This window comes from Chitinophaga pinensis, assembly GCF_007896845.1.
GTDB classification, from domain to species: Bacteria; Bacteroidota; Bacteroidia; order Chitinophagales; family Chitinophagaceae; genus Chitinophaga; species Chitinophaga pinensis_C.
This window is the reverse complement of record NZ_VOHS01000024.1, coordinates 44,085-63,754: the sequence shown is the minus strand read 5'-3', so window position 1 is coordinate 63,754 and position 19,670 is coordinate 44,085. Positions and strand designations below refer to the sequence as shown.

At 45.3% G+C, this 19,670-nt stretch carries 19 protein-coding genes and 1 pseudogene; 12 read left to right on the top strand and 8 right to left on the bottom strand.

Features of this window, described 5'->3' with window-relative positions:
- Positions 1-31 precede the first annotated feature (31 nt).
- From FEF09_RS20340 to FEF09_RS20325, 4 genes are all read right to left on the bottom strand, one after another.
- Positions 32-592 carry a hypothetical protein gene (locus tag FEF09_RS20340; protein WP_146306803.1) on the bottom strand — a complete coding sequence of 187 codons (561 nt, stop codon included), beginning with the start codon at positions 590-592 and terminating at the stop codon, positions 32-34.
- A 42-nt stretch (positions 593-634) separates the two neighbouring features.
- Positions 635-1,063 carry a hypothetical protein gene (locus FEF09_RS20335; RefSeq protein WP_146306802.1) on the bottom strand — a complete coding sequence of 143 codons (429 nt, stop codon included), beginning with the start codon at positions 1,061-1,063 and terminating at the stop codon, positions 635-637.
- An 11-nt stretch (positions 1,064-1,074) separates the two neighbouring features.
- The gene (locus FEF09_RS20330) at positions 1,075-1,848 is read right to left on the bottom strand and encodes a DUF899 domain-containing protein (protein WP_146306801.1); all 774 of its coding nucleotides are present in this window, start codon (positions 1,846-1,848) and stop codon (positions 1,075-1,077) included.
- A 142-nt stretch (positions 1,849-1,990) separates the two neighbouring features.
- Positions 1,991-3,085, bottom strand: a complete 1,095-nt coding sequence (locus FEF09_RS20325; RefSeq protein WP_146306800.1) for a DNA alkylation repair protein — start codon at positions 3,083-3,085, stop codon at positions 1,991-1,993.
- A 125-nt stretch (positions 3,086-3,210) separates the two neighbouring features.
- On the opposite strand from FEF09_RS20325, the gene FEF09_RS20320 reads away from it, so the two are divergent.
- The 3 genes from FEF09_RS20320 to FEF09_RS20310 are packed head-to-tail and all read left to right on the top strand — an operon-like array spanning position 3,211 to position 6,298.
- The gene (locus FEF09_RS20320; protein WP_012792671.1) at positions 3,211-3,477 is read left to right on the top strand and encodes a hypothetical protein; all 267 of its coding nucleotides are present in this window, start codon (positions 3,211-3,213) and stop codon (positions 3,475-3,477) included.
- A 33-nt stretch (positions 3,478-3,510) separates the two neighbouring features.
- Positions 3,511-5,124, top strand: coding sequence for an alpha,alpha-trehalase TreF (gene treF, locus FEF09_RS20315; RefSeq protein WP_146306799.1), 1,614 nt, complete (start codon positions 3,511-3,513; stop codon positions 5,122-5,124).
- 1 nt (position 5,125) lies between these two features.
- On the top strand, positions 5,126-6,298 hold the full coding sequence (locus tag FEF09_RS20310; protein ID WP_146306798.1) for a DUF5009 domain-containing protein: 1,173 nt from the start codon (positions 5,126-5,128) through the stop codon (positions 6,296-6,298).
- Here FEF09_RS20310 and FEF09_RS20305 read toward each other — a convergent pair.
- Positions 6,282-7,628, bottom strand: a complete 1,347-nt coding sequence (locus FEF09_RS20305; RefSeq protein ID WP_222597047.1) for an NAD(P)/FAD-dependent oxidoreductase — start codon at positions 7,626-7,628, stop codon at positions 6,282-6,284. The two genes, FEF09_RS20310 and FEF09_RS20305, sit on opposite strands and share 17 nt — an antisense overlap.
- A 123-nt stretch (positions 7,629-7,751) precedes the next feature.
- Between FEF09_RS20305 and FEF09_RS20300 the strand changes: the two genes are divergently transcribed.
- From FEF09_RS20300 to FEF09_RS20285, 4 genes are all read left to right on the top strand, one after another.
- Positions 7,752-8,264, top strand: coding sequence for an alpha-ketoglutarate-dependent dioxygenase AlkB (locus FEF09_RS20300; protein ID WP_146306797.1), 513 nt, complete (start codon positions 7,752-7,754; stop codon positions 8,262-8,264).
- 27 nt (positions 8,265-8,291) lie between these two features.
- Complete coding sequence (locus tag FEF09_RS20295) at positions 8,292-8,945, top strand: GDSL-type esterase/lipase family protein (protein ID WP_146306796.1); 654 nt, start codon at positions 8,292-8,294, stop codon at positions 8,943-8,945.
- 1,245 nt (positions 8,946-10,190) lie between these two features.
- Positions 10,191-10,622 carry a hypothetical protein gene (locus FEF09_RS20290; protein WP_146306795.1) on the top strand — a complete coding sequence of 144 codons (432 nt, stop codon included), beginning with the start codon at positions 10,191-10,193 and terminating at the stop codon, positions 10,620-10,622.
- 109 nt (positions 10,623-10,731) lie between these two features.
- The gene (locus FEF09_RS20285; RefSeq protein WP_146306794.1) at positions 10,732-12,000 is read left to right on the top strand and encodes a PQQ-dependent sugar dehydrogenase; all 1,269 of its coding nucleotides are present in this window, start codon (positions 10,732-10,734) and stop codon (positions 11,998-12,000) included.
- Between the two features lie 290 nt (positions 12,001-12,290).
- Here FEF09_RS20285 and FEF09_RS20280 read toward each other — a convergent pair whose 3' ends face one another.
- A complete protein-coding gene (locus FEF09_RS20280) occupies positions 12,291-12,584 on the bottom strand; it encodes a chaperone modulator CbpM (RefSeq protein ID WP_146306793.1) in 294 nt (97 codons plus the stop codon).
- Positions 12,585-12,594: 10 nt separating this feature from the next.
- A complete protein-coding gene (locus tag FEF09_RS20275) occupies positions 12,595-13,506 on the bottom strand; it encodes a DnaJ C-terminal domain-containing protein (RefSeq protein ID WP_146306792.1) in 912 nt (303 codons plus the stop codon).
- Positions 13,507-13,596: 90 nt separating this feature from the next.
- On the opposite strand from FEF09_RS20275, the gene FEF09_RS20270 reads away from it, so the two are divergent.
- The 5 genes and pseudogenes from FEF09_RS20270 (at position 13,597) to FEF09_RS20255 (ending at position 18,090) form a co-directional block, all read left to right on the top strand.
- Entirely contained in the window at positions 13,597-14,067 is a 471-nt protein-coding gene (locus FEF09_RS20270; RefSeq protein ID WP_146306791.1) for a hypothetical protein, read from the top strand.
- Positions 14,068-14,072: 5 nt separating this feature from the next.
- Positions 14,073-15,917: an ATP-binding protein gene (locus FEF09_RS20265; protein ID WP_146306790.1), complete on the top strand. Its 1,845-nt coding sequence runs from the start codon at positions 14,073-14,075 to the stop codon at positions 15,915-15,917.
- A pseudogene (locus FEF09_RS33345) lies at positions 15,883-16,176 on the top strand (response regulator); the annotation flags it as partial. The gene FEF09_RS20265 and the pseudogene FEF09_RS33345, both read left to right, overlap by 35 nt.
- A gap of 197 nt (positions 16,177-16,373) precedes the next feature.
- Entirely contained in the window at positions 16,374-16,625 is a 252-nt protein-coding gene (locus tag FEF09_RS33340; protein WP_315898174.1) for a LytTR family DNA-binding domain-containing protein, read from the top strand.
- Between the two features lie 313 nt (positions 16,626-16,938).
- Entirely contained in the window at positions 16,939-18,090 is a 1,152-nt protein-coding gene (locus FEF09_RS20255) for a putative sensor domain DACNV-containing protein (protein WP_186774428.1), read from the top strand.
- 447 nt (positions 18,091-18,537) lie between these two features.
- Here FEF09_RS20255 and FEF09_RS20250 read toward each other — a convergent pair whose 3' ends face one another.
- On the bottom strand, positions 18,538-19,296 hold the full coding sequence (locus FEF09_RS20250) for a 4'-phosphopantetheinyl transferase family protein (protein WP_146306788.1): 759 nt from the start codon (positions 19,294-19,296) through the stop codon (positions 18,538-18,540).
- Positions 19,297-19,670: the final 374 nt, after the last annotated feature.

Sequence of the window (19,670 nt, the reverse complement as noted above, 5' to 3'; positions counted from 1 at the left end):
CCGTTCTGCCTGTTGAAGAGATTGTAATATTTCAGGGGATTCTTGTGATAAGGGTTGGCTGGTGCGCATGGTATCGCATGAGTGAGCCCCACGTTTTCACGCCATTATGGTGTGTCCATCCGATCGCATCTGCCAGATAAATGCCTTTCTTTGGAGTGGGCGTAAAGTAGTAAAAGAGGGTGTCTCTGCGCATCTCAAATGCCTTGGTAGTATCCCATGTTTCCTTCATATTCAGTATGGAAAGCAGGTACATCGTCTGGGGTTTGGCACTCATGATATTTACTTCCCGGCCGAATCTACTGCGCCAATGTTTACCATACTTTTTCACAAGCGGCCGTTCTGCTATCTCGTTTAACCGCGTCAGCGAATCAATGGCAGATTGTTCTATTGTGCAGTTGCCTGCCAGCTCATAATAGAAGCCCCATTTATGTGACAGTTCCTGCTGGGCAGCCCAGGAGTCACGATCAGGGTATCCCCAGGTGGCAATGCGCACCAATGTATCTGAAGCAGTAGTAGCAATGTGGCGGAAAGACTGTGTCGTGCGGCAATTACACAACAACGCGATTAACACAAAAAGGTATAGGTATCTCATCAAATAGAGGCTAGGTTGCTCAAAGTTAGCAAAATCCCTGACTCAGAACAGCCATAATAAACTACAGCCGATTAACATTCCCAACAGGCTGATAAACAACAGCTGTCGTTGCCTGAAGACAGAAAGTGACAGGCGGTCTTTATACAGATAATTACCGATCCGGATGGCGGCAAACAGGGACAATGGTATAATAGCAGCACCTAAAAGGGTAATATGCAACCAACGGGCGCTGGTCACCGACAAACCAATACCCGTACCCAATGCTACATAAGCAGCCAGACAAAAAGGACATTTGGGAATGATGGCAAGAAGAAAGGCCGGTAGCAGCGGTTTTATAAACCGGACCGCTCTTTTGAAGATATTCCGCGGAGGTATTGCTTTTACCGGCAATTGCTCCGTTCCGCTATTCTGTTGTATAGTGCAGGGAACATCCGGAGATGGATGTCCCCCGCAACAATGAAATGTACGCATGATATCAAAGTTTAGTGACTACAGCAGCTATGTGCTTCCGGCATCTTGTTTTGATATTTATCGTGGTGTTTTACCCAGTCAGTCAGATTACCCTCTCCATCCCGCTCATTGCGTCCTTTCGGCGTTATATCGAGCAGGTTATAGGTGTTCAGCACCGTTTCTGCTCCACGGGCATATGTAGAATAGGTATGATAAATGTCTCCGTTTTCGTCTTTATAGAACACGCTCATGCCTGGTAACTCCTTTTCCGATACCGGTACCCGTTCATAATTGTAAGTCATGTTGTTGTTCGCAATTTCCTCTTCCGTAGCGGAAACATGATAATCAAAGTTGAAGTCGTTCCCGTTGGAAGAGACCCATCTGAAAGACCAGCCCATCCGTTCTTTAAACGGAACAATCTCATTGTAAGGCGCACGGGAAATGGCCACATATGCCACATCATGGTTCACCAGATGTACCAGTCCGCTGTCTACATTGTCTGCCATAAAGGAACAACCTACACAACCTTCTTTCCATCCGGGTCCCAGCATAAAATGCTGTACGATCAGCTGGCTTTTTTCTTCAAACAGATCAGATAATGATACCGGGCCGTCCGGACCTTCAAAAATGTAGTTCTTTTCCACTTTTTGCCATGGTAACTCACGGCGCAGCCTGCTTATTTCATCACGCAGATGGGTTAATTCTTTTTCTTTCCTCAGGAGCTCCTTACGGGCGCGTATCCATTCCGCTTCGGCTACTACAGGGTGTTCCAGCTCAACGGCTTGATCAGTATTGGACGCTTTCATGTCTTTGAGGTTTAGTGTACTACAAATGTCAGCCGCTAACGGGAATAATCTGCAGTGCATAATTGCCAAAATCGGGGGGTATTCCGGACATAATTGGCAATTATGCGTAAACAGGAAGCTTTTCCAACAGACTGGTACTGAACTAGATCAGTTCAAAGCTTTTGGCGGCCTGTTCCTCTCCGTTGATGATCACAGACAATTGATGTTTGCCGGGATAAAATACACGTGTTGTAATCAGCCGGAAGGACTGTTTCCTGACAATCCTGACCTCTTCTCCCGGGTTATAGGTCTTTTCGCTGATCTTGAACACTTTTTTGGATAGAGTACCATTTTGCTTCAGGTAATAAATGGCGTATTCCAGCCTGATAATCTGTGCCTGCGCATCCTTATTCCTGACAGTAAAGGCGAATTCCAGACTATCGCCAGTCTGCACCTCCGGCGTCAGTACTTTGAAGTCGCTGAAGGCAACATGGACGCTTTCCAGTCCATAATGTGCCAGTATCTCTTTATGCCCCTGTTTGAGCAGGGTACGGCTGCCATGTTTGATAATAGCGTCCGTTTCCTTACCGAGCCCCTTCCATCTGGAAGCGATCGCAATGACCAGACCGGGATGGTCTTTGGCAATGTCATTAAGGTTGTTTGCCACACTGCGTCTTACAGACTCTGAAGGGTCCTGTTTCAGGTTTTCCAGTATGGGAAGTATGGAAGAAGGGTCTTTTTTCAGAAATGGGACTGCGATTGCCCACGGTAGACGGGGGCGACAGCCTTCGGTGGATAGTCTGCGCACTTTGGCGTTTTTATGAGAAGACCAGACCTGCATCTGCTGCATCATCCTGTCACCATATTTGATCAGAAAAGGCCTGACGGCAAATTCACAGCTAATGAACTGTGTCACAAACTCAATGGCTTTTACGGAAATATCGTAATGATCCAGTCCGTACGTCGCCAGATAATCCGGAAAGAAGATGAATTCCAGCGCCTCTCCATACCCCGCCTTCCTGAGTGCATCAATGGTGTCTTTAATCAATGGGATGGCCTTTTTATAGTCAGCAGGCAGGAATTCATGAAGTACTTCCGTCGTATGTTTCATGCGTTCTTTCAGTTCCTTGTCCTCAAAACCCGGCTGGTAGATCCGTTTGATAAATTTTTGCTTATTGAAAGCAGGAATTGTTTTTACCAGTATATTGGCTAATCCGTCGTAAAAGGCAGGGGAGTAGAGATCTTTCAGCAAACTCATTATCTGTAAATTTTCAGCTGCGGCAAAAGTACGGATTGTCCCGTTAGGGTAGAAAAGGGATAAATTTATCGGTATCCCCCCGTAATAGCGTAACTTTGCACTTTGTTTGCTTGAAAAGTGTAATTATGAAAATAAGTAATCCGGACATCATACGACTCGCAGAGATCAAATCTTATTTCCTTGACCCGCCTTACACCTTCAGGATTCACAGCTATGCAATGCCACAGGTAGATGAAGCCATTACTATCCTGAAAAAGTATAACATCTCAGCAGAACTGATGCGACAAATGGAAGATCTCAGGCAATTACTTGTTGGTGCAGAAAGTGATGTGAATACAACACGCGAATACATGCGATCTTTCGCTATACTGCTGAACCGCGTCAACCGGTGACCAGTTAGCCTTTAATATAGAAACCACGTAAATATGAATGGAAAACTTTTGCTCATCACCGGAGCTATGGCTAGTCTTATGGCCTGTAAGCACCGGGAGCAGCCACTTGTAAAAGAACGCTCCCCACGTCAGGAATTCCCGGGATTGTTTGAAGAGGTACAGACAGCCCGCATCTTCCCGGACAGTAAAACCTTCGCAGACTGTGCACCGAAAGCTTCACCAGCCAGTGTGCTGCAATCTTATGCAAAAGAACGTACTGCCGCAGGATTTGATCTGTCCACATTTGTACATCATCATTTTTATGTGCCTGCCGCAGCTACCTCCGCTTATGTGACGGATACCGCACAGGACGTGATCGCCCATATTGAATCTCTTTGGAATGTCTTAAAACGTTTACCCGATACCGCAAATACCTGGGGCTCACTGATCCCGCTGCCAGATCCTTATGTAGTGCCGGGGGGCCGTTTCCGTGAGGTATACTACTGGGATAGTTATTTTACCATGCTGGGGTTAAAAGAAAGCGGAAAGATCGATCTCATGGAGAACATGATCAAAAATTTCGCTTACCTCATCAGAACATATGGTTTCATTCCCAATGGTAATCGTACCTACTATCTGACCCGCTCCCAGCCACCTTATTTTGCATTGATGGTACAGTTGCTGGTATCAGCAAAAGAAGACCATAAACAGGAGATCCTGACCACCTATCTCGACGCGCTGGAAAAAGAATACCAGTTCTGGATGAAGAAACCCACTGAAGGACAACACGCTGCAGAACACCTCATCACTTTAAAAGACAGCACAAAACTGAACCGCTACTGGGACCGTGGTACATGGCCAAGAGAAGAATCCTGGCGGGAAGATATTGTGACGGCTAAAAAATCTCCTTTACAGGATGCTGTTTACCGCGAACTACGTACTGGTGCAGAATCAGGCTGGGATTACAGCTGTCGCTGGTTTGAAGATGGGAAATCACTGGAAACCATCCATATTACAGATATCATCCCCGTTGATCTGAACTGCCTCCTGTATAATCTGGAACTGACCATCGCCGACGCTTATAACATGAAAGGCAATACGTTAAAGGCCCAGCAATATAAAGCTGCTGCCAGTATCCGCAAAGATGCCATCCTACGCTACTGCTGGGACCCGAAAACAGGCTTCTTCCGCGACTATGACTTTAAGAAAGAAAAGAGAACGGCTGTACTGAACCTCGGCGGTATGTATCCTTTCTTTTTTGGTATCGCCCGGGCAGGACAGGCAGATAGTATGACGCTGGTGTTGCAGAAGGAGTTTTTATATCCCGGCGGACTGGTATCCACGCCTTTCGAAACGGGTGAACAGTGGGATGCGCCTAATGGCTGGGCGCCATTACAATGGATGGCCATCAACGGATTGCTCAACTACGACAAAAACTACCTTGCATCGGAGATAGCAGCCCGTTGGTCCCGTCAGAATATCAGAGTGTTTAAACAGACGGGTAAACTACTTGAAAAGTATAATGTAAAAGATACCTCGCTGACCGGAGGAGGAGGTGAATATCCCAATCAGGATGGATTCGGGTGGACTAATGGAGTCCTGTTAAAAATATTGCATATGCAACAGCAGGGGTTATTGAATAATGGAAAAAATATTGATACCTTATAACATGCTTAAACCCTCCCAACGCCTTTTGTCAATCGACGCCTTCCGCGCCCTTACGATGCTTACCATGATCTTTGTCAACGATGTAAGCAGTGTGAAAAACATCCCAGAGTGGATCGACCATGTGAAAGCTCAGGACGATGGGATGGGCTTCGCCGATACCGTATTTCCCGCTTTCCTGTTCATCGTCGGCCTCTCCATTCCGTTTGCGATCGGTAAGCGTATCAGCAAACAGGACTCCTTTTTAAATATCGGATCACATATCCTGTTAAGATCACTGGCTATGATCGTGATGGGGTTCTTTCATGTGAACCTCGAAAGTTATAGTTCAGCAGCCCTCATCCCTTATGCTTTATGGGAACTGCTGATCACTATCGGCTTTTTCCTCGTATGGCTGGATTATCCGGCTGATATGAAGGCCAGCCGTAAATATACACTGACAGGTGCCGGTATTGTCCTTTTAGGTCTGATGGCTGCTTTGTATAAAGGTGGCTCCGCAGAAGATCCTCACTGGATGCAGCCATCGTGGTGGGGTATCCTCGGTATCATCGGATGGGCATACCTCGTCTCCGCTACGCTTTATCTGGTAGTGAAAGGCCGTTTTGCCGCAATTGCGGCTATTTTAGGGCTTTTCCTGCTCATTAATATATTGACGCATGCCGGGCTGTTACATGTCAGCATTCCGGTGATAGGCGACGCGTCTTCTGTGTCACTTATCATGGCTGGTGCAGTGATCTCCTCCCTGTATACATTGCTTGATAAAAAAGGTAAACAATCCTCCGTACTCCCTGTCTTTGTAGGATTAGGGATATTGGCGCTTATCGCTGGTTTTGTTCTCCGTCCTTACACAGAAGGGATCTCCAAAATACGTTCTACGCCAGCATGGGTACTGATCTGCAGTGGTATCAGCATACTGGTATTTGCGGCAATGATATGGCTGGTAGATATCAAAGGAAAGATGAACTGGTTTAAAGCCATACGTCCGGCAGGTACCAGCACACTGACCTGTTACCTGATACCGTATCTCTTGTATTCACTGCTGATGCTGGCAGGGATTAGTTATCCCGCATGGCTGAGTGAAGGCATGCCGGGATTGATCAGGTCAGTAGTGATCGCTTTCCTTGTAATTCTCCTTGTAGGATGGATGGAAAAGAAAAAGGTCAGGTTGAAGATTTAACAGCGGCTGGTTCAGCTGCTTTCACCTCTGGTTTTACTTCAGGCTGGCGCAGGATCGGTTTAATGATCATACGTAATGCCTGATCTCTGGTGAAATAAGCAACCGTCCAGTTATACATGGTCTTCAATCTGTTACGATAGTTGATAAGTGCCATTACATGCACAAATAACCACATCGCCCAGGCAATAAAGCCATTGAAGTGTAGTTTGGGCGATGGAATATCAGCTACCGCGTTGTTGCGGCCGATAATTGCCATAGTACCCTTATCTACATAACTGAAAGGCTTCAGCTGTTTATTATCCACCATCAGCGAGAAGTTCTTCGCGAGGTTCCGGCCCTGTTGCAGGGCTACCTGTGCCAGCTGTGGATGGCCCTCAGGGAAGTTACTGTCGGTTTTGGTAAGACAGGTATCGCCAATTGCATAAATATCGTCTACGCCGATGACCCTGTTAAAAGCATCAGTCATCATCCTTCTGCCGGGACCGGTGCTGGCGATAGGAATACCCTCATGCAGATAGGCCGTTACACCCGCGGCCCATATAAGGGTGCTGGTATGGATGGTATCGCCGTTATTCAGGATAACCTGATCGTCCACAAAGTCTTTTACTCTTGTCTTCAGTTTGATCTTCACACCCAGTCTGCGCAAGGCATTATAGGTGTGTTTCTGCGATTTGGTGCTCATTGGCTCCAGCAGACTCTCCCCACCATTCACAAGGTAGATCTCACCACCCTGTCCTTCCAGTTCAGGATAATCTTTTCTGATGACGTATTTCCTCAATTCCGCGAGCATTCCGGATACTTCCACCCCGGTAGGTCCGCCACCCGCGATCACGATCGTCGTGAGCTTTTTCCTTTCAATAGGATCTTTGGTGACAGACGCTATTTCCAGTCGCTTCAGCAGCCTGTTACGCATTTCCAGCGCGTCATTCACGGTTTTCATCGGAATGGCCCGCTTCTTTATATTTTCGTTGCCGAAATAGTTTGTTTCTGTACCAGTGGCAAATACAAGATAATCATACTGCAATTCGCCATTGTTCAGGTAAATGGTATGTGCAGCCGGATCCACTTTCTGAAATTCACCCATATGGAAGTGCAGATTGGGCTTATTTCTGAAAAGTTTACGGAAGGGATAACAGATACTGGACGTTTCAAGGAATCCCGTCGCCAGCTGATAAATTAAAGGAGGAAAAAAGTTATAATTGTTTTTGTCTACTAATGTGATGTCAAAGCGTTTGTCACGTTGTAATTTCTGTGCCAGATTGATACCTGCGAATCCTCCGCCTATTATCACGACCTTAATTGCTTGTTCTCTTGTTTCTGAGCTTTCCATTGTAAACATAATTTCCTGGTGTGTAAATATAGTCAATCTCGCTTACATGACTCGTGACATATGTCATAAGTGAGCGAATATTGATGCCGCTTTCATGGTTTGATTTTCTATTTTTGCGGACACATGAACGGAATTACTTTTATATCGGATTTTGTTGCTGACCCGGAAGCTTTATTTACCTCACTGAGAGATAATGTTTTATGGGACGAAAGAATGACTGCCCGCAAAACCGCAAGTTATGGCGTAGCCTATAACTATTCGCAGATAAGCTACCCTTTTCAGGCCTTTACCCCCGGATTGCAGGAGCTCGTGGCAGCTATCGGCAGCACCCTCGGATTTACACCCAATAATTGCCTGATTAACTACTATCCGGACGGAAAGTCTAAAATGGGGTATCATGCCGATCAGACAGACATCCTCGAAGCGGGAACAGGCATCGCCATCGTGTCTGTGGGCGAAATGAGAACGCTGCGTTTTAAAAACATAAAAGATCCCACAGAACTGATTGATTTTCCATTGAATGCAGGCTCTCTGATCTATATGACACAGGCTGTACAGGATGAATGGCTGCATGCTGTTCCGGCTGCGGATACGGGCCATGGAAGAATGAGTCTGACTTTCAGATCTATTAAATAATTATTACCTTTCAATATAACCATGTTTATGAAGAAATTAATCGGCCTTTTAGCACTGTCACTGACTGTTTGTACCACACTACATGCACAGAAATATCAGGAAGACGTCAATACTATTCTGAAGTACGATAAAATGTACGCTCCTCCGGCAGATCCCATTCTTTTTATTGGTAGTTCCTCCATCCGTAAATGGGATGATCTGGAAAGGACTTTTGCCGGATATGTTGCCATGAACAGGGGAGTGGGTGGCGCTGTTACCAACGATATTATCTATTACGCCAATGATATTATATTTCCTTATCATCCACGTGAGATCGTAATATATGTAGGAGAGAATGATCTTGTAGAAAAAGGTATTACTGCTGACAGTGTCTTTAACAGATTTAAAAATCTTTATACTACAATCAGGACTAAACTGCCGGAAGTACCTATCGTTTATATTTCTATAAAGCCAAGTCCCAGCAGAGAGCAGTTCCTGCCTATCGCGAAGGCAGCAAATGCATTGATAAAAGACTACATTTCCAAACAATCCCATATCAGCTATGTGAATGTATTTTCACTGATGCTGGATAAAGAGGGAAAGCCGCGTAAAGAGCTGTTTGTAGGAGATATGTTGCATATGAATCCACAGGGGTATGCGATATGGCGGAAGGCGGTGGAGCCGTATCTGAAGAAGAAATAATTGCTTTGGAGCGGTAATGGATGCTTGCTTCGTATGAAGTTTGGGCTTAGACAGTTGACTGTAGGTTGACGATTGGTTGCGCTTATACTATTGTCGGCGTTTGGAGGCCTGGCTGCGCTTATACGGTTGGCTGCGCTTAGATGGCTGGCTGCGCTTAGACGGTTGGCTACGGGTTGAGATGGGACGCCGGGCTGACGCCCTTTTTCGAGGCGTGCTATGGGGCGGTGGTGGGTCGTGTTGGGCGTTGGGATGGTTGATGAAACCCCTATCAAGCGGGGCAGGCTCTCAAAGGGCTAAGGCCCTTTGTCTCCATCTCAACCGCTCCGCTGATAGTGGCTGTCATCGAAAGAATAGCGCCTAGATATTATTGATCTGTAACGATCGGTTGTTTATATGGTATCAATATCAATATCCGTATCCGTGTCATTATCGGTTATCGTCAGTTATCGTCAGTTATCATCGGTTGTCGTCAGTTATCATCGGTTGTCGTCAGTTATCATCAGTTATCATCGGTTGTCATCAGTTATCATCAGTTATTGTTTATGAGTATCCGTTATTGCCTGTAATTGTAATCATCCATTATCAATCACCCATCATCGCCTGTAATTGTAATCATAATCATCCGTTATCATCTGTTATCATCTGTAATTATTGGTTACCATCCACCATCCACCATCCACCATTCATCATCGATTATCGTTCATCATCATCCATTGATACATGTTAATCTTGTTACAGAATCATAAAAAATCTGTACACAATCTACAAAAGTCATTAGCCGCAGAAACTTTATTAAATATTAGACAATCCGGTCACAGCGAAGGTTTCAGATGGAGACCCTGGCCTTAGGTCTTTGAAGTAAGCCCGGCCGCCTCACAAAGTTCAATCAACCATCCCAACGCCCGACCCAACAACCCAACGCCCAATATAGAACCTTCAAAGACCGTCAGCCAGTGGTCCCATCTGAAACCGCAGCATCAGACCAGTAACCAAATACGAATCCCCAATATGAAATGTCATTTATTGCCTTGATCAGCCACTAGTCCCATCTGAAACCGCAGCATCAGACCCGGAACCAAATAAAAATCCCACAAGAACCATTTTATGTAAAATGTCATTTATTGCCTTGATGAAAGTAACTACCTTCCCATTATCAAACAGATCCATCGAATCCCTGTAATATAAAGTGTCCCGATAAAAATGACGGATCTGTAAAGTTGTTATCCCTTACCTAAATATAAAACCATGAAAAGAATCCTGCAAAACACGTTTTTGGCGGTCGGCATTATTACGATCATCCCCTTTGTTGTTACTTTAGGATCCACAGCGTCAATAGGAGCTGCTATCTGGATTTCGTTATTTTTTATTTTTTGCGCAGCATTCCCCACTTATCTGGCAGTTTTAATTTACTACTTTGTAAAAAGAAAAATAGAGAACAAAGTCTACGCAATGATATGTGGAGCATTATTGCCGCTCTCTATCTATCACTTATGCATGTTATTATTAATAGTCATCGGCTTTGACAAACCCTGGTCTACCTTTGTACAAACAGTGGCACATGAATATACCGATGAGTATGGACTGCCGAATATATTGGCCATTTTGCTGACGATTGCTATTCCTATAGCAGACTTATTAATTGATAAGATAGCGCGCGACTTAAAGGACTACAAATAATATTACGCAGCTAAGCAATCGGACTATTATCAGGCGGAAGCACCTGATCATTTAATGCTTAATTGCCGGAGGCACACCTTTTGCATCCTCTACGCATAAAGCTCTGCTTATGCGAATAATCTTCCTGTTGCTCTTTGCTACCTCCGCCTTTGCGCAACATAAAGGCCCCGAATTGCCGCCACCACATGCGACAAAGTCTTACATGAAATATAGTAATGTAAAAGGATGGGAGAATAATGAAAAGCCACTGGCACCGGAGGGGTTTATGGTCAATCTGTATGCAGAAGGATTGCAGAACCCAAGATGGCTATATGAATTACCCAATGGAGATCTGCTGGTAGCTGAATCCAATTCTCATTATAAGTTCTTCAAGAAGATAGGTGCGGCTATAGTGGGTGCTACAAGGTCTAATAGTATGAAGAAAAGTGCGGACAGGATCACCTTGTTGAGAGATGCAGATCATGATGGTATACCCGAAACAAAGACTGTTTTTCTGAAAGATCTGCATCAGCCTTTTGGTATGTTGCTGGTGGGAGATCAGTTTTATGTCGCTAATACGGATGGACTGCTGCGTTTTCCATATACGAAGGATGCTACCAGTATTACGACGGCGGGAGAGAAGGTCGCGACTTTTCCCGCAGGGAAGGTCAATCAGCACTGGACACGTAACATTATTGCCAATAAAGATAAAACGAAATTTTATGTAGCCGTGGGCTGTGGCACCGATCATGGAGAGAAGGGAATGGACAAGGAAGCATTACGGGCGAATATCCTTGAAATGAATCCGGATGGCAGTGGTATGCGGGTGTATGCATCCGGATTGAGAAATCCCGTTGGGATGGATTGGGCGCCCGGCACCAATACGCTTTGGGTGGCTGTTAATGAAAGAGATAAGCTGGGGAATGACCTTGTACCTGATTACCTCACAGGTGTAAAAGAAGGGGCTTTTTATGGATGGCCATATAGTTATTTTGGCCAGCATCCTGATCCCCGTGTGCCCAATGCGCCGGCCGGACTGATTGAAAGTGCAGTTGTGCCCGATTTTCCGTTAAATGCGCATACCGCCTCCTTAGGCCTCGCCTTTTATACCGGTAATGATTTCCCGGAAAAATATAAAAATGGGGCGTTTGTTACACAGCATGGTTCGTGGAACCGCAAACCGGTATCAGGGTATAAAGTACTCTTTATACCGTTTAAGCATGGAAAACCTGCCGGACCACAGGAAGATTTTTTGACGGGTTTTGTAAAAGACAGTGTAAAAGGAGTGGTAAGAGGCAGACCGGTAGGGATTACGGTTTCTCAGACAGGGGCGATGTTTATTACGGATGATCGTACAAATAGAATCTGGCGTATCAGCTATGCTGCTCCTAAGCCTTAACAGTCATATTATTTTATAACAGGGAAGGGCGCTTCGATATTGAAGCGCCCTTCCCTGTTATAAAAAGATGTATTATCCGGTACAATCAGCTACGGTTCTCTCCACTGCATTTCAATGCTTTACTAATTACAATGCCCCAGTGCCAGATAAATAATAATAAATACGACAATGGACCCCAGACAGCCCCCTCCTAATTTCTTTGCGCCCCAAAAGGCGATAATAGCTCTGAAGAATTTGTTCATACCTGATAGTTGTTTCAAAGTATAAAACAATAATCAGGCCTGTACGGTTTACTGTCCTTCGTACAATTGCAGGCGTTGCCGCAAACTATTTATCTCCAGCTGCATGTGCCGCACCCTGTCCAGCAGATGCCTGATCACATCAATACCGGCTGTATTTACTCCCATCTCGCTATACCAGCGCGTATATAGCTCCAGGTCCTGTAATTGTTCTTCTGAAACAAAACTGTTGCCTTCTACAATTGTGATGGCGATCAGTCCTTCATCAGCCAGTGAGTCGATGAAATTGGATTCAATCTCATGAACGCTGCAATATTGCTGGATGGCTATCAATGCTGCTTGCATAACGGGAATTTTAGTGTGATGATTGGGCCAGTTTTCTGAATAATTCTTTCTGTTCTTCCGTCAGGTTGGTCGGCAATAAAACGGAATACGTGATGATCAGATCTCCGAAAGCGCCATCCTGTTTGTAGACAGGAAAGCCTTTGCCTTTCAGCCTTACTTTGGTACCATTCTGCGTTTCCGGTTTTACTTTCAGTCTGACCTTCCCGCTCAGGGTATCTACCGTCAGGTCTCCGCCTAACATGGCAGTGTAAAGGTCTGTTTCGACATTCACATACAGGTCATTATCGACCCTTTTGAACGCCGGATCTTCCGCAATGACAAATGTAATATACAGGTCTCCGTTCGGCCCTCCGTTGCCACCTGGGGCACCGTGTCCTTTCAGTTTGATGACCTGTCCGTTGGCAATACCGGCAGGGACGGTGATCCTTACCTGTTTACCGTTTACGTTCAGGGTATGCTGATGAGTGGTATAAGCCTCCCGCAGGCCCACATGCAGTTCTGCATTGTAGTCCTGACCACGGAATTTGCGCTGTCTGCCACCGCCTCCACCACCACGGTTACCAAAAAGTGATTCAAAGAAGTCGGAGAACTGTCCCTCAGAGAAATTCCCTTCAAACCCTTGTCCGCCAAAACCTTCGAAGCCCTGACCCGCATAGGGGTTACCACCCTGTTGTCTGGATTGTTCAAATTGATCGGCGTGCTGCCAGTGTTCTCCGTAAGCATCATATTTCTTACGCTTTTCCGGATCACTCAGTACTTCATTCGCCTCATTTATCTGCTGAAATTTAATATTTGCCTCCTTATCATTGGGATTCATGTCAGGGTGATGTTTCCTGGCAAGTTTCCTGTATGCTTTTTTAATGTCGTCTGCGGAAGCTTTTTTATCTACTCCAAGTATCTGGTAATAATCTATAAAAGCCATATGTATCGTGTATATACAGGTGCAGCACAAAATCTTTGCCATCTCTCATTATAATTATTTATTTATATTTGGTACTTAAACCCTTATCCCTTGGACACACAACGCTCTTCAGCCGGCAAAGCACCCGGTATCATTGAAATTACGCCACCTTCGGCCGCCACTATTAAAACCCAGAGCATCAGATTAATCGCTACTGGTATTATGGGACAATTTGCAACTATGTCACCGCTGGTGTCATTACGTAAGTCGGCTGACTTTTACGACTGCTATGATGTCAGGATGCACATCTATCTTCCTGACCAGTCCAGAAATCTGCAACTGGATGAAAACATCTCTCAGGCAGGTACAATCGATATCGAAAATGGTCCTATCGAAGTGAGAGAAATCAACGTTATTTACGACAATCCGGAGATCAAACCTGAGATCTATGCGTACTCTCTGTGGGATATCAGCTTCCGCTACTGCGTAGAAGGACGTGAGCTGCCGGCTATCCGTGTACGTTATGTGATTGATGATCCTGAAACCACGCACGGTACCGTTACCAGTGTTGAGAAGACCTGATTTGCATGTTTAAACACCTGTATTGTCAACTTGTCATTTTATTGTTCTGCTGCGCTGGCCTGCTGAATAATGCTGCCGCGCAGAAAATTAATTTGCCGCCTGCCATCCGTCAGTTGATTACACAACAATGTAGTACGTGTAGTCGGCTGCCGGCAGGGCAGGATAGCGTCGTGTCCCGTTATTTCCATCAGTGTCATGCTGCGGTGGACAGCGGGAATCTGGATGATGGTTTTAAGTATGCGGCTACTATAGGGGCTATTACCGATAGTACTGCCATCAGTCCCCGTTTGCTGACCGTGCGCTTTCTTAAAGCCAAGATCTTGTATTTTAAGGATTTCTATAAAGAAGCCCTTTCGGAATACCTGAAGCTGGCGGCTGTTCCTTCACTGGACAGTAATATACAGGCCAACATTTATCCTAATATTGCCGAAATCTATCTGGAGCAGGGCCAGTTCAATAAATCCCTTGAATACCTTAACCTCGTTAAAAAATATTACTTCCACTTCTACGAGCCACCGGTGGCCAGAAAGATCCTGAACAATACAGGCGTTTGTCTGCTGCATCTGGAACGTCTCGATGAAGCGGGAGATGCTTTTGAAAGAAGTATTGCGATAGCGGCGTCTTTAAAGGATACCACTGCACTTGTAAACTCCTATCTGAACATTGCATTGCTGTACGATCAGCAGTTCCGATATCCACAGGAATGGAGTTACCTGCAAAGGGCGCTGGCTCTGGTAAAGAATGCCAGTGACCTGAAGATCCGCAGTAAAGTATACCTGAATCTGGCCATTGTGGAAGAGCGCAGGGGTAATCTCAAAGAAGCGCTGTTATACAGAAAAGAATACGAACAGCTGGAAACGCAGATCGCCAATAGAGATAAGATCTGGGAGTTGGCAGAACAGGAGAAGAAAATCGCTATCCAGCAACAGGAATATAAACTGCAGTTACTGCGTCAGGAGAATAAGTTACGCGCCGCAGAATCCAAAAGAAGAATGTGGCAACGCAATACATTTTTTATCTTGTCCCTGTTTTTCCTGTCCTGTGCAGGTCTGATCTACTTTGCTTACAGACATACCAACAGACAGCGACGTATTATTGCCGAGCAGAAAGATAAACTGGAACTCCTGAACGAAACGAAAGACCAGCTCTTTTCAATTGTGGCACATGACCTGCGTTCGCCGGTACATCACCTGAAGATCAACCTTTCTTATCTGAAGGATACGCTGGCTCGTAATAAGATCAGGGAAGCAACCGCCCTGTCAGAAAATATTGAAAAGATCTCAGATAATACCTATGCTTTGCTGAATAACCTGTTATATTGGTCCTTAGGACAAACAGGGCAGTTAAGTTTGCAGGCAGAGCAGCACGACGCGCACATGATCATTGCACAGGTGGCATACGATTTTAACGCAGGCGCTGCTTTAAAAAGGATCACGATCAGTAATGAGGTGCCCAAAGGCATGTTCTTTTATGTGGACATGAACACCGCCAAGATCATTTTCCGTAATCTGATAGATAACGCGATCAAATACACGCATGCGAACGGATCAATCACCATTAGTGGTCGCATTGTTAACAATACCTGCGAGGTAACCGTACAGGATACGGGTATCGGTATGGATGAAAAGATCATTCAGGCCATTTATAAGCGGGATACAAAACGTATACAACAGGATACGGCAGGCAGTAAAAGTACGGGCCTGGGTCTGTGGCTGGTAAAAGCCATGACCGAAAAGAATGGAGGTGCCCTGCGCATCACCGGAAGCGTTGGCGCCGGTACGAGTATCGTAGTTTGCCTGCCGGTAAACGAACATTATGATTCATTTGAAAGTGCTGATTCTGGAAGATAGCCCTGACGAAGCAGATTACCTGGAGAACTTTTTACGTAAACAGGGATGCTCGGACATCCGGATCACGACAAACCTCAAAGACGCAGTTACTGCCTATGATGCAGAACTGCCGGACATTTGCCTGATTGACATTTACCTGGCCAACAAACCAGACGGGATTCTATTTGCCGAAACTATCAATGAGCACAGGGAACAAAGACGCCCTTTTATCTTTTTGACCAGTGCAGGTGATAGTACGACCTTCCGTCTTGCCAAATTCACGTCTCCGTACAATTATCTGCTGAAACCTTACAATCCGCTGGAACTGGAATATGCCATCGAACTGGCCCTTTCCAAATTCAAACAGGAAGCGGCTGCACCGCCTGCTCAGGCAGTAGCGCCGGTCTCAGATACACTGTTTATCAAAAAGGGAACCTGCTCCAAAGGATTGCCTTTGACGATATCAAGTACATTGAGGTGGACGGGAAATACAGTAAGGTGGTTTGTCCTGCCGAGAAATTCGTTATCCAGCAGTCTCTCAAGGACCTGCAGGCGCAACTGCCTCCCGTACAGTTCTGCCGGGTACATCGCAATTATATCGTCAATGTCAAAGAGGTGACCAAGATCAATACCTATAATAACGAGATATTCTTCAGGGACGGGGAGTCCCTGTTCTTCAGCCGGCGGTATATTGATGAATTCCTGCAGGCTTTTAAGATCTTCAAATAAAAGAAAAAGGAATGCCTGGGGTTGGGGCATTCCTTCTCATGACCATATCCATATCCTATACTTAAAGAGGAATTCGAATATCCTGATTATATCCCTGCTCCGGGAGAAAAAAGGCATAAGATGCATACATCAGGCATAAGCGGTATTTTTTAGGGCATAAAATGAATAGCTTTGCGCTCGTTTTATAAAAGGATGGGTATACCCCGATCCCCTGTAATTCATAACACCGTTATGGAAGTTCCGTATTACTGCGTGGCTACCGACGGAATAAAAGGTTAATTTTGAATCGACATTTGGCGCTAATTGATAAGGTATGGATTTGACTCTTGACTCGACTTACCAGGCTGCCACGAAGGTAGCCGACCAGATAGAAAACCATTTTTCCAAACATCTGGCTATTGCTGCTGTGAGTGGTGAGGAAGACCTTGCTACGGTTCCTCATGCGAAATTTATTGAGAAAATGCTGGACGTGGCCTTTTGGGCCAGTTTACGCCGGGAGGAAGGAATTCCTACCCGTATTTCCCTTGCTTTCCTCAATCCTTGTCAGGCGGGAAAACCCCTGAAATTTGCCCAGAAACTGCCTTTTGATGTCAGAGTGCTCACTAAACTGGCCCCGGGGGTCGAAAGAGCAGGTGTACATGTAGGGATCTGGTATGAAGGCGATAACCTGTATATATGGGGCACCACCCTTAAACTGCCTAACTTCTGTTTTGTACTCGATGTATCCGAACCGGGATTGCTGGTGGTAAAACACCGCCGCAGCGTCGGACTGGGTAAATTCGCCAACGTTGCCGTACTGAAAGGAGATCAGGTGAAGATTGTGGACGAATCCTGCGGGTTGCTGCCGGATAGTCCTGAGATCGTGACCTCCCTGCTGGGCCTGACCTCTTCCGCGGTCTGGAATGACCCGGTGAACGTCCTGATCCAGATTGCCGTTTCTATGCGGGCACACAAAAGAGGAGGCATCCTCCTCGTAGTACCTGCCGGTAGTACGAAATGGAAAGAATCAATCGTACATCCGCTTACTTACCCGCTTTCTCCTGCTTTCTCCGGAGTCTCTGACCTCGTTCGTCAGGACGGCGGAAAGGTAACAGAGATCTACTGGCAGAATGCATTGCGTCGTGAGGTGGACAATGTTACCGGGCTGACCGCCGTAGATGGTGCATCTGTCATTAACGACCGGCATGAACTTATTACTTTCGGAGCCAAGATCACCCGTGCTCCATGGTCCAAACATGGCGTTGACAAAGTAGTGATGATCGAACCTGTCATCGGTGGCACACCCGAATTGATGCACCCTTCTGCTATTGGTGGCACCCGTCACCTTTCCGCTGCACAGTTCGTTAGTGACCAGCCTGAAGCGATCGCACTGGTTGCTTCTCAGGATGGTTATTTTACCGTTTTCTCCTGGTCTGAACAGGTGCAATTGGTACAGGCTCATCGTATTGATACCTTGCTGCTGTAATTAAGCAGTCACTTTTTTAAAATAACGAAGCCAGTCTATGAACGCAAAAGCGATCGTTGACTGGCTTTGTCGTGTCCGGAAAAGGGAGGTAATTTATAGATAACCCGTATATAAGCCGTAGATAAGCCGTATATAAGCCATTCTTATAGATACGGGTTATCTACGGCTTATCTACGGCTTATCTATGGGAAGCCTATGAATAATGTTCCTGACACAGTAAAATCCAGATCGAAGCAGGTATAATCCTGATATAGGTTTACAGCCAGGGGCAAGTCCTGATATAGGTTTACAGTTTTAGAAGATGTAAAACAATGACTGTTGATCCGGTAACTGATCAGATTGCTTTAATTGTGCAGGGAGGTCTTTACATACTGCGTATGAAGATGGAATTTACTGCAATCATATTAGCTATAAGCGGTGCTTTAAAGTATGTGGCTATGTGCGGTATTAACGTATGTTTGTTATCGTTGCAGCAGTGGCATGACGGAAGGCCTGCCAGAACTCGTCCAATGTAACGGTTGTTTTACGCGGAATCACAAGCGAGCAGACATAAGGTCCTGATAAGCAGGAGATTGCCTTGTATTGAATGAGGTGTTTAAATTGACTGGTATAGAGGTCCGGACCCTCTTTTACGAGTGATTGTATTTCAAGGACTTTCATATCCATGGTCAGTCCGGTGCGGAGTATTTTAGATAGTCCTTCCTTCATTGTCCATATCATCGTACAGGAAGCATCTTCTGATAAGGAGATGGCTTTGGTAAGGGAGTGTTCATCAGTGGTTAATTGCCCCTTAATAACCTCTACATTCGCTTTATTCGTCTTTTCTATATCGAGGCCTAAAGGATGTACTTCCGGATAAGCAAGGGCAATACCAAGGTTATCGCAATGCGTAATACAAACCTGCAGATTGCGGGTAATGCTATATTGCACCACGGGAAACTGAAAGATACCTGAGGTAATAGCGATCTTTTCCAGATCCTCATAAACTGCCAAAGCACCTATTGCTTTTTTGGCGGAAAGACGACCTAACAGATAACTCTGTTTTCTTCTGTCAAAAGTAAGATGATCGTAATACGATCTCTCTTCGGAATGCAATAAGTTGAGTTTGGAAATTAATTCCTGCAGGTCTGCCTGCAGCACACAAAATCCTGCCTGATGGACACTTTCTTCCCGGTTTAACGCTATTTTTCCTCTTTGGATCAACATCTTATATCTATCTGATTTTCAGTTTATAATAACTGATGTCTGCATTTCAGTATCAATATCACCAATGTATTGCTGACATATGCTGAAGTGCTACATCAATGATACGACATTTTACAGGAATCATGCCGCGGTTATACGCGCAACCTGATATGAAATAAGACGCAATATACTACTGCATCAATGTCACGCTAAGTCTGCATATACCACGTCATTCGAGTATCTTATTTGGTGTTTCGGCAAAATAGCGGTAGATTGAATATAGATAATCAGTTGATACAGACCATTAATCGTTCGACTTTTTTTTACAGGTTCTCTCTGATGTAAACACATCCATTTCCTTTCATTCAACAAGGACTGTTTATCCCCGAAGTATA

Excerpts from the sequence above, each read along its gene's own strand:
- FEF09_RS20290 (WP_146306795.1), top strand. The coding sequence starts at position 10,191 with ATGAAAAGAATCCTGCAAAACACGTTTTTGGCGGTCGGCATTATTACG.
- FEF09_RS20250 (WP_146306788.1), bottom strand. The coding sequence starts at position 19,296 with ATGTTGATCCAAAGAGGAAAAATAGCGTTAAACCGGGAAGAAAGTGTC.
- treF (WP_146306799.1), top strand. The coding sequence starts at position 3,511 with ATGAATGGAAAACTTTTGCTCATCACCGGAGCTATGGCTAGTCTTATG.
- FEF09_RS20280 (WP_146306793.1), bottom strand. The coding sequence starts at position 12,584 with ATGCAAGCAGCATTGATAGCCATCCAGCAATATTGCAGCGTTCATGAG.
- FEF09_RS20335 (WP_146306802.1), bottom strand. The coding sequence starts at position 1,063 with ATGCGTACATTTCATTGTTGCGGGGGACATCCATCTCCGGATGTTCCC.
- FEF09_RS20265 (WP_146306790.1), top strand. The coding sequence starts at position 14,073 with ATGTTTAAACACCTGTATTGTCAACTTGTCATTTTATTGTTCTGCTGC.
- FEF09_RS20325 (WP_146306800.1), bottom strand. The coding sequence starts at position 3,085 with ATGAGTTTGCTGAAAGATCTCTACTCCCCTGCCTTTTACGACGGATTA.
- FEF09_RS20340 (WP_146306803.1), bottom strand. The coding sequence starts at position 592 with ATGAGATACCTATACCTTTTTGTGTTAATCGCGTTGTTGTGTAATTGC.
- FEF09_RS20255 (WP_186774428.1), top strand. The coding sequence starts at position 16,939 with ATGGATTTGACTCTTGACTCGACTTACCAGGCTGCCACGAAGGTAGCC.
- FEF09_RS20285 (WP_146306794.1), top strand. The coding sequence starts at position 10,732 with ATGCGAATAATCTTCCTGTTGCTCTTTGCTACCTCCGCCTTTGCGCAA.
- FEF09_RS20275 (WP_146306792.1), bottom strand. The coding sequence starts at position 13,506 with ATGGCTTTTATAGATTATTACCAGATACTTGGAGTAGATAAAAAAGCT.
- FEF09_RS20295 (WP_146306796.1), top strand. The coding sequence starts at position 8,292 with ATGAAGAAATTAATCGGCCTTTTAGCACTGTCACTGACTGTTTGTACC.
- FEF09_RS20305 (WP_222597047.1), bottom strand. The coding sequence starts at position 7,628 with ATGGAAAGCTCAGAAACAAGAGAACAAGCAATTAAGGTCGTGATAATA.
- FEF09_RS20310 (WP_146306798.1), top strand. The coding sequence starts at position 5,126 with ATGCTTAAACCCTCCCAACGCCTTTTGTCAATCGACGCCTTCCGCGCC.
- FEF09_RS20300 (WP_146306797.1), top strand. The coding sequence starts at position 7,752 with ATGAACGGAATTACTTTTATATCGGATTTTGTTGCTGACCCGGAAGCT.
- FEF09_RS20330 (WP_146306801.1), bottom strand. The coding sequence starts at position 1,848 with ATGAAAGCGTCCAATACTGATCAAGCCGTTGAGCTGGAACACCCTGTA.
- FEF09_RS20320 (WP_012792671.1), top strand. The coding sequence starts at position 3,211 with ATGAAAATAAGTAATCCGGACATCATACGACTCGCAGAGATCAAATCT.